The sequence below is a fragment of the Nostoc sp. NOS(2021) genome (assembly GCF_017115025.1).
Taxonomy (GTDB): domain Bacteria; phylum Cyanobacteriota; class Cyanobacteriia; order Cyanobacteriales; family Nostocaceae; genus Nostoc.
This window is the reverse complement of sequence record NZ_JABXKM010000227.1, coordinates 44,262-51,775: the sequence shown is the minus strand read 5'-3', so window position 1 is coordinate 51,775 and position 7,514 is coordinate 44,262. Positions and strand designations below refer to the sequence as shown.

At 45.2% G+C, this 7,514-nt stretch carries 11 protein-coding genes; 9 read left to right on the top strand and 2 right to left on the bottom strand.

Going from position 1 to position 7,514, the window contains the following annotated elements:
* Nucleotides 1-425 (top strand): hypothetical protein (locus HWQ41_RS24275; RefSeq protein WP_366931702.1); only part of this gene is annotated, 425 nt, incomplete at its 5' end.
* A gap of 11 nt (nucleotides 426-436) precedes the next feature.
* On the opposite strand, the gene HWQ41_RS24270 is transcribed toward HWQ41_RS24275, so the two are convergent.
* Nucleotides 437-709, bottom strand: coding sequence for a hypothetical protein (locus HWQ41_RS24270; RefSeq protein ID WP_292768660.1), 273 nt, complete (start codon nucleotides 707-709; stop codon nucleotides 437-439).
* 423 nt (nucleotides 710-1,132) lie between these two features.
* Between HWQ41_RS24270 and HWQ41_RS24265 the strand changes: the two genes are divergently transcribed.
* From HWQ41_RS24265 to HWQ41_RS24230, 8 genes are all read left to right on the top strand, one after another.
* Nucleotides 1,133-1,654 (top strand): phycocyanin subunit beta, encoded by a 522-nt coding sequence (locus tag HWQ41_RS24265; RefSeq protein ID WP_292768658.1) that lies wholly within the window; start codon nucleotides 1,133-1,135, stop codon nucleotides 1,652-1,654.
* Between the two features lie 88 nt (nucleotides 1,655-1,742).
* Nucleotides 1,743-2,234, top strand: coding sequence for a phycocyanin subunit alpha (gene cpcA, locus HWQ41_RS24260; RefSeq protein ID WP_292768656.1), 492 nt, complete (start codon nucleotides 1,743-1,745; stop codon nucleotides 2,232-2,234).
* Nucleotides 2,235-2,396: 162 nt separating this feature from the next.
* Entirely contained in the window at nucleotides 2,397-3,209 is an 813-nt protein-coding gene (locus HWQ41_RS24255) for a phycobilisome linker polypeptide (RefSeq protein WP_292768654.1), read from the top strand.
* Nucleotides 3,210-3,326: 117 nt separating this feature from the next.
* Nucleotides 3,327-4,196: a phycobilisome linker polypeptide gene (locus HWQ41_RS24250; protein ID WP_292768652.1), complete on the top strand. Its 870-nt coding sequence runs from the start codon at nucleotides 3,327-3,329 to the stop codon at nucleotides 4,194-4,196.
* A gap of 75 nt (nucleotides 4,197-4,271) precedes the next feature.
* Nucleotides 4,272-4,508, top strand: coding sequence for a phycobilisome linker polypeptide (locus HWQ41_RS24245; protein ID WP_292768649.1), 237 nt, complete (start codon nucleotides 4,272-4,274; stop codon nucleotides 4,506-4,508).
* Nucleotides 4,509-4,528: 20 nt separating this feature from the next.
* Complete coding sequence (locus HWQ41_RS24240; protein WP_292768646.1) at nucleotides 4,529-5,374, top strand: HEAT repeat domain-containing protein; 846 nt, start codon at nucleotides 4,529-4,531, stop codon at nucleotides 5,372-5,374.
* 170 nt (nucleotides 5,375-5,544) lie between these two features.
* A complete protein-coding gene (locus tag HWQ41_RS24235) occupies nucleotides 5,545-6,300 on the top strand; it encodes a HEAT repeat domain-containing protein (RefSeq protein ID WP_292768644.1) in 756 nt (251 codons plus the stop codon).
* Between the two features lie 157 nt (nucleotides 6,301-6,457).
* Nucleotides 6,458-6,805, top strand: coding sequence for a hypothetical protein (locus HWQ41_RS24230; protein ID WP_292768641.1), 348 nt, complete (start codon nucleotides 6,458-6,460; stop codon nucleotides 6,803-6,805).
* Between the two features lie 14 nt (nucleotides 6,806-6,819).
* Here HWQ41_RS24230 and HWQ41_RS24225 read toward each other — a convergent pair whose 3' ends face one another.
* Nucleotides 6,820-7,470: a hypothetical protein gene (locus HWQ41_RS24225; protein WP_292768715.1), complete on the bottom strand. Its 651-nt coding sequence runs from the start codon at nucleotides 7,468-7,470 to the stop codon at nucleotides 6,820-6,822.
* Nucleotides 7,471-7,514: the final 44 nt, after the last annotated feature.

Genomic DNA, 7,514 nt, shown 5'->3' with positions numbered 1-7,514 from the left:
ATCCACTACATGAACTCGTGAACCTTCCTAGTGAAGAACTGGCTCGTCGGCAGATAACAGTTTCTGATCGCCGTTGGCAAGACGAGGCTTGGCTCTCTAGCAAAATTACACAATTTGAGGAACTAGTGAAGCAGACGCTAGCAACTTTTAAAGAAGGTTTAGACGAACCAAGTCGCCAAGTTGGGCGTCGTCGCCAGCTTGAGGCTCGTGCTGCTCACGATACGTATAATCGACTTTCTCAGCTGCATCTTCCCGTTTATATCTGCGGCGGTCGTTACGATGGCATATCTCCTCCTGCCAATCTTGAGGCAATACACAAACAGATACCAGGTGCTTATTTAGAGTTATTCGAGGGTGGTCATCGCTTTCTCTACCAAGACCCGCAAGCATTTAAGCGGATTATAGAGTTTTTACAAGATAAATAAACCCTTCACTACTAGCTTGACAAACTACTAATAATAATCGTAAGTGCGGCGATCGCATGGTTGACTGCGGCTATAAATCCACGGCTGCAATGCAGTCGCAAAATATGGCGCGTGCCCTTGGCAGGAGCTAGAAAGTAGCCAATGCTACACAAATTCAGTGTGCCGCAGCTACGCCCAACCCAGGCATCGCATTCATTCTTTAAGTGATTTCCCAGAAATAAATTATCCCATCCTTGGGGATGCAGAAAATTCAATATGGTTTGGTTAGCTTGTTTGTTAATCACTCGAAGCTATCCGTATTAACCTAGAATTCAGGCGTCTCGTAGAGAGCGTCATTTTGAATTGTTAATTCTGCCGTGCTGTACTAACTTCTCATAAACCAACAGAGGCAAGAATGTGAACTTATGTAAATTAAATTAACAAACATAATAATAATTTGTAATAAATAATGATGCGGCAGCATTGTATAAAGAGAACTTGGAAGTAAAAAACAACATCTTAATCAGGTTTTCCAGTCGTTCGCAGAAGTTTGAAGTTTTCTAACAAAAGTTTTAATCTGAAAGCCTGGAGATCGTAAACTTATTTCTTGAGATGTCTGTTTTAAACCTTTCGTAACTCGTCAGGCAGTGCTGACATCAAAAATAAACTGAACCATTCAGTTTTGAGTCCAATTATTCTTAACCAAGCAATTTAGGAGATTTAAGGCAATGGTTTTAGATGCATTTGCAAAAGTAGTTACCCAAGCTGATACACGTGGGGAATATCTAACCGATGCACAATTGGATGCTTTGAGCGAACTAGTCAAAGATGGTAACAAGCGCGCGGATGCTGTTAACCGGATTACCAGCAATGCGTCTGCTCTTGTTGCCGGTGCGGTTCGTGATTTGTGGGCAGAACAACCCCAATTGATCGCTCCCGGTGGTAATGCTTACACCAACCGTCGCGCAGCTGCTTGCATCAGAGATTTGGACATCATTCTTCGCTATATCACCTATGCGATCTTTGCTGGCGATTCCAGCGTGCTAGATGACCGTGCCCTCAATGGTTTGCGGGAAACCTATTTAGCATTGGGAACTCCAGGAGGATCAGTTGCTGTTGGTATTCAGAAGCTGAAACAAGCTTCCCTGGCCATTGTCAACGATACAAACAACATCACCAGAGGAGATTGCAGCGCTCTGGCAGCGGAAATAGCTGGCTATTTTGATCGTGCAGCTTCAGCAGTAGCTTAAGGCAGATATTGCTGCTAGTGACTGAGATAATTGTCCATTAGGACAAAACAAAATTTCAACCAAAAGTTTGTAAAAGGGAAATACCAAAATGACAAAAACACCTCTAACTGAAGCAATTGCATCGGCTGATTCTCAAGGCCGCTATCTCAGCAGCACCGAAATTCAAGTTGCTTTTGGTCGCTTCCGTCAAGCGCCAGCTAGCTTACAAGCAGCAAAAGCCTTGAGCGGCAATGCTCAACGGTTGACCGAAGGTGCAGCTCAAGCAGTGTATAACAAGTTCCCTTACACCACTCAACAACAAGGCCCCAACTTCGCGTCTGATGCACGCGGCAAAGGCAAGTGTGTACGTGATGTCGGCTACTACTTGCGGATTATCACATACGCCTTAGTTGTAGGTGGCACAGGCCCCTTGGATGATTTCTTGGTTTCTGGCTTGGCTGAAATCAACCGGACTTTTGATCTGTCTCCTAGCTGGTACATTGAAGCTCTCAAGTACATCAAAGCTAACCACGGTCTAAGCGGCGATCCAGCTGTTGAAGCCAATTCTTACATCGACTATGTAATCAATACTCTAAGCTAGAGTGTTTCTTTAGCCCGGAGAGGAAATCAGCTCTGATGACAAGTAAGTTCTATGAGTTGTTTACCTCTCCGGGCAGTTTTATTTTCAAAAGACTGTTAAAAGACTAGAAAAAATTTTTCTAAAAAGTTTTCAGTTTTGCAGTTAAAACTGAGGAGGTAAAAGATGGCAGCTTTGGGACAAGCAGCAAGATTAGGGATTGGAGCATTTGAAAACTCAGCACTGGTAGAACTACGTCCCGATAGAACAGAAGCGGATGTGGCAGTGATTATCCGGGCGGTTTACCGTCAGGTTTTGGGTAATGCATATCTACTGGAAGGAGACCGTCTAGAGAGTGCAGAATCACTGTTGCAGCAAGGTGCAATCTCAGTTCGGGGATTTGTGCTAGCCATTGCTCAATCGGAACTTTATCGGGATAAGTTTTTCTACTCCAACTCCCAAACTCGCTTTATCGAGTTGAATTATAAGCATTTATTGGGGCGTGCCCCACAAGATGAGTCAGAGATTTCGTACCATGTTGAGCTTTACAACTCACAAGGTTATGAAGCTGAGATTAATTCTTACATTGACTCATTAGAATATCAAGAAAGTTTTGGCGAAAATCTTGTGCCCTACTATCGAGGCTTTAAAAGTCAAGTAGGACAGAAAAACGTTGGATTTAGCCGACTATTCCAACTCTATCGGGGTTATGCCAATAGCGATCGCGCTCAAGGACAAAAACAAGGACGGCTAACCTGGGAAGTGGCTAAGAATCTGGCTTCACCCATTTACCCAGTCTCCGCCGGAGCCTTAACAGGACTCTCTACAGGTGGTCGTGGGGAAACATACCGCATCAGAGTGCTACAAGCAGCTTCCCCGAACTCAACTGTAGTGCGGCGCGGTACTGCGGAATTGATCGTACCCTACGAGCAACTTTCTAGTAAATTACAGCAGTTGAATCGCAAGGGCAGTAAGGTGATTAGCATTACGTCCGTATAAATAGGGACTGGGGTGGGGAGTAGGGAGTAGGGAGTAGGGAGTAGGGAATTTCACCACTCCCTACTTCCCATTCCCCACTCCCCTTACCAATTACGAATTACAAAAGGAAAATTACCAATGGCTATTACAACAGCAGCGTCCCGTCTGGGGACAGAGCCTTTTAGTGATCAGGCTCCTGTAGAATTGCGTCCAAATGCAACCAAAGAAGATATTGAAAGAGTAATTGCTGCCGTCTATCGTCAGGTGTTGGGCAACAACTACATATTGGCATCTGACCGCCTTACAAGTGCTGAATCTATCTTGCGCGATGGAAAAAATACAGTGCAAGAGTTTGTGCGTCAAGTAGCTAAATCGGAACTGTACAAATCCAAGTTTTTCTACGACAATTTCCAAACTCGCGTCATCGAACTGAACTATAAACATTTGTTGGGTCGTGCCCCCTATGATGAGTCTGATGTGGTCTATCACTTAGACTTGTACCAAAACAAGGGATATGAAGCCGACATTGATTCTTATATTGATTCGCCAGAGTATCAATCTAGCTTTGGTGAAAATATTGTGCCTTACTATCGTGGCTTTAAAACCCAAACAGGACAGAAAACTGTAGGATTTAGCCGAATATTCCAACTTTATCGCGGCTATGCCAGTAGCGATACCTCCCAACTCAAAGGCAAGTCCTCACGCCTTGCTAGCGAACTAGGTCGCAATAGTGCATCCATCGTTGTTCCTCCCTCTGGTGGTCCCTCAGGCTTTTCATACGTTGCTTCTGAAAGAGGCGTTACCCCCAACAGTACTTTCGGTGGTGCGGGAACTTTTGGTAAAGAAGGCAGACTCTACCGCATTGAAGTGGCAGGCGTTTTTGGAGCGGGGTATCCTAGCACACGCCGTGTTAATCAGGCTGTGATTATACCTTATGAAGAACTATCTAGTTACTTCCAAAGAGTGGTAAAACAAGGTGGTAAAATAGCCAGTGTGAAGCCACTTTAGTGTCATTTGTCAATGGTCATTAGTCATTAGTAATTATTAAGGACTAATGACAATTTAGTATTGGGAATTAATTTTATGCTTGGACAAATTAGTAGTAGAACAAGTAGTCGCTACTTCCGGTATGAAGTAGTCGGTCTACGCCAAAGCGAAGAAACTGAAAAAACCAACTATCCCATTCGTTCTAGTGCCACTGTGTTTTTCACAGTACCTGAGAACCGGATGAATCAAGAAATGCAGCGGATTACTCGCTTGGGTGGCAAAATAGTCAGCATTCAGCCATTGAACGCTGAAGCTAAAACAGATAGCGAATAAAGCAATCCTCCTTCTTGATAATGAATTCCAGTCCGCAGAAATTTGAAGATTTATCACCGACAGGTGACTTTGGCGACGGTAAATCTTTAACGGTAGAGCAAGCTCTACTTAATCTTGAGAGTGCAGATTTAGGTCTGCGGTTTTATGCTGCCTGGTGGTTGGGTAGGTTTCGGATAGGTGAGGCAGCTGCGGTTACAGGATTGATCGCAGCTTTAGAGGATGAAGCCGATAGGACACCAGAAGGCGGATATCCTCTGCGACGGAACGCAGCTAGGGCCTTAGGGAAACTAAGCGATCGCCAGGCAGTATCACCTTTAATTGGGTGTTTAGACTGCTCAGATTTTTATGTCCGGGAAGCGGCGGCACAATCTTTGGAAATGCTAGGTGATCCGGTTTGTATTCCTGCCCTGATCAAGCTATTACAGGTAGGCTTGCAGGGAGAGCAGATCATATCAAAACAGCCTGATTTATCTCAACCCTACGACGCTATTTTAGAAGCCTTGGGAACCTTGAGGGCGACTGAGTGTATCCCTTTGGTAAAGCCATTCTTAGAGCATCCAATCGAATTGGTGCAATATGCTGCCGCACGAGCCATGTATCAATTAACTCAAGAACCAGTTTATGGAGAACGGTTGGTGCAAGCTCTGGCGGGAGATAAATTGCAATTGCGTCGAGCAGTGTTAGCAGATTTGGGAGCGATTGGATATCTACCCGCAGCAGATGCGATCGCCGAGACTCTTGCCGAAAATAGCCTGAAGCTAATTTCTCTTAAAGGATTACTAGAACATCAAGTTAAGCATACAGCAACAAGCACTTTCTCAGCAGGTGCAATTAAAGTGATGAATTTGATGGACTCGCTGTTGTAGTCCTAAGTTCTAGATAATGAGTTGTCATTAATACGTTTAAACCAAATGTTTAGCACACATAAACCCCCAACCCAACTGCAAAATCAGGGCTAGGGGGTTTATGTATGATGTAAACTACGGATAACTTAAGCTACAATTGGCTGACGACTAATGACCCATGAAAAATTATTATGAATAACAGTGAGCTTGCCCAAATATTAATCCGTGCTGTAGAAGAAGCAGATTCCTCGGAGCGCCTAGTAGACGCAGTTCAAGAGTTAGCAGCAGCTGGCATAGAGGAATCTGTTCCCACTCTGATTGCAGCTTTGGGCTACAACAATCCAGGGGCAGCGGTGGCGGCGGTAGATGGACTGATTGCGATTGGGCAAGCCGCAGTACCGCCACTATTGGAACTAATTGATGACTACAACTACGGTGCTAGAGCCTGGGCTATTCGTGCCTTAGCGGGAATTGGCGATGTCCGGGCGCTGGATACGTTATTAGAGGCAGCAAAAACCGATTTTTCCCTGAGTGTGCGGCGGGCAGCTGCCAGGGGATTAGGCACTTTGCGCTGGCATCAAGTACCGTCTGAGAAACTGGACTCTATTCAGACTCAGGTATTAGAGGCGCTATTATTAATTTCTCAAGATCCAGAGTGGGTAGTGCGCTATGCAGCAGTGACGAGTTTAGAAACACTAGCGATGTCTGGCGACAACCCGCAAAGCGGCAACGCCATAGCAGTCACTTTACCCGATCAAGCGTCGCGGATTACAAATCAACTTCAGCAAATGCTCGATACAGATGCCGATCTCGGAGTTCGCACCCGTGTAAAGTTCGCACAGCAAAAAATTCAGCAGCAACAACATCAAGAAGTGTTTGCACCTAAAAGAAAGCTAGAAGAGACTGAAGTGCCTGAAGTGCCTTATCGTGGTGCTGGCAGACGTTAAGCAACGTGGATTAAATAAAATGCAAAACTTCAATCTTGTCTCTAGCCTCCCTCTCCTTTATAAGGAGAGGGATTGAGGGTGAGGTAAGCCAGGGACATAAATTGTATGTTATTTAATTCTTATTCCTAAGCAATTCAAAATTTCTCGCCGAGTCCAATTGCATGGAATAGTAAAAGGGCGGTTAGAAAGCGCACGCCAGTTGCTACCCTGCGGGAACGCTAAGAGCGAACAAGTCGGCAAAGCCGCCGCCAGTCGCTCATGGGGGAAACCCCCAGACGCTCGCGGACTCGCTAACGCTGCGCTATCACCTTGGCGTCTCCCCTTCTCCCAAAGGGAGAGGCTAGTGGCTCCCCAACGCACTGGCTCGTCTACACGAGGCAAAACCCACCTCCGTGGGTTAAAAAACCTTAATTTTCTCTTAGTCCAGGGAGGTGGACTTTGTTTGTCTAGCCGCGAATTCCATTCGCTGGGACTTGCGCCCCTAGCGCGTGTTGCATCCAAATAAGAATCGCTGTAGAACTAATCAGACAATAAAGACTGAATTTCTGCCTGGATATTGCCACGGGCAGATGGTTCGGCGAACTCTAACATTAAAGGCGTAGAGTAGATACGCGATCGCTGTAAAAGTCGCTCTAAAACCTGCCGACGACCTGTGATATACTCTGCCTGTGCCACCCAGCCATATTCTTGGCGAATGGCATGGGCGTATTCTGGATATTGGACTAGGTTAGTAGCCAAGATCGCTAAATCTGCATCAAGTAGAACTTGGCTATCATAGTCATCCACCGCAGCTTGGTGGTTTTTAGTGTTCAGAATCAGACGGGTAATAATAGTTATGGTACTTTCTGGAATACCCAAATTACTCAGCAACTCAAAAGCATAGTCTGCGCTTCGTTCTTCATTGTCTTGAGCTTCAGTGTCATACACTACATCGTGAAACCAGGCAGCTAGTTGAACAGCAGCTAAGTTGTTGGTGTAGCCTTGCAAAATCTCAATTGTGCTGAGAACCTGATCAATGTGTTTCAGTGTATGGTAGTAGCGACCAGGGGTAGAGTAAGCTGCAACCAAGCAATTAAAGGCTTTCTCAGACGCTACCTGTTCAACACCAAAGGGTTGGAGTGTGTGGTGCCAGTTAGAAAATAAGATATGCGTGAGGTTTTCTGTAGGCATAAACATAGTATTCACAATAGTATTCACACTCTTAATATGACGTT

Excerpts from the sequence above, each read along its gene's own strand:
- HWQ41_RS24265 (WP_292768658.1), top strand. The coding sequence starts at position 1,133 with ATGGTTTTAGATGCATTTGCAAAAGTAGTTACCCAAGCTGATACACGT.
- HWQ41_RS24250 (WP_292768652.1), top strand. The coding sequence starts at position 3,327 with ATGGCTATTACAACAGCAGCGTCCCGTCTGGGGACAGAGCCTTTTAGT.
- HWQ41_RS24255 (WP_292768654.1), top strand. The coding sequence starts at position 2,397 with ATGGCAGCTTTGGGACAAGCAGCAAGATTAGGGATTGGAGCATTTGAA.
- HWQ41_RS24240 (WP_292768646.1), top strand. The coding sequence starts at position 4,529 with ATGAATTCCAGTCCGCAGAAATTTGAAGATTTATCACCGACAGGTGAC.
- cpcA (WP_292768656.1), top strand. The coding sequence starts at position 1,743 with ATGACAAAAACACCTCTAACTGAAGCAATTGCATCGGCTGATTCTCAA.
- HWQ41_RS24235 (WP_292768644.1), top strand. The coding sequence starts at position 5,545 with ATGAATAACAGTGAGCTTGCCCAAATATTAATCCGTGCTGTAGAAGAA.
- HWQ41_RS24245 (WP_292768649.1), top strand. The coding sequence starts at position 4,272 with ATGCTTGGACAAATTAGTAGTAGAACAAGTAGTCGCTACTTCCGGTAT.
- HWQ41_RS24225 (WP_292768715.1), bottom strand. The coding sequence starts at position 7,470 with ATGCCTACAGAAAACCTCACGCATATCTTATTTTCTAACTGGCACCAC.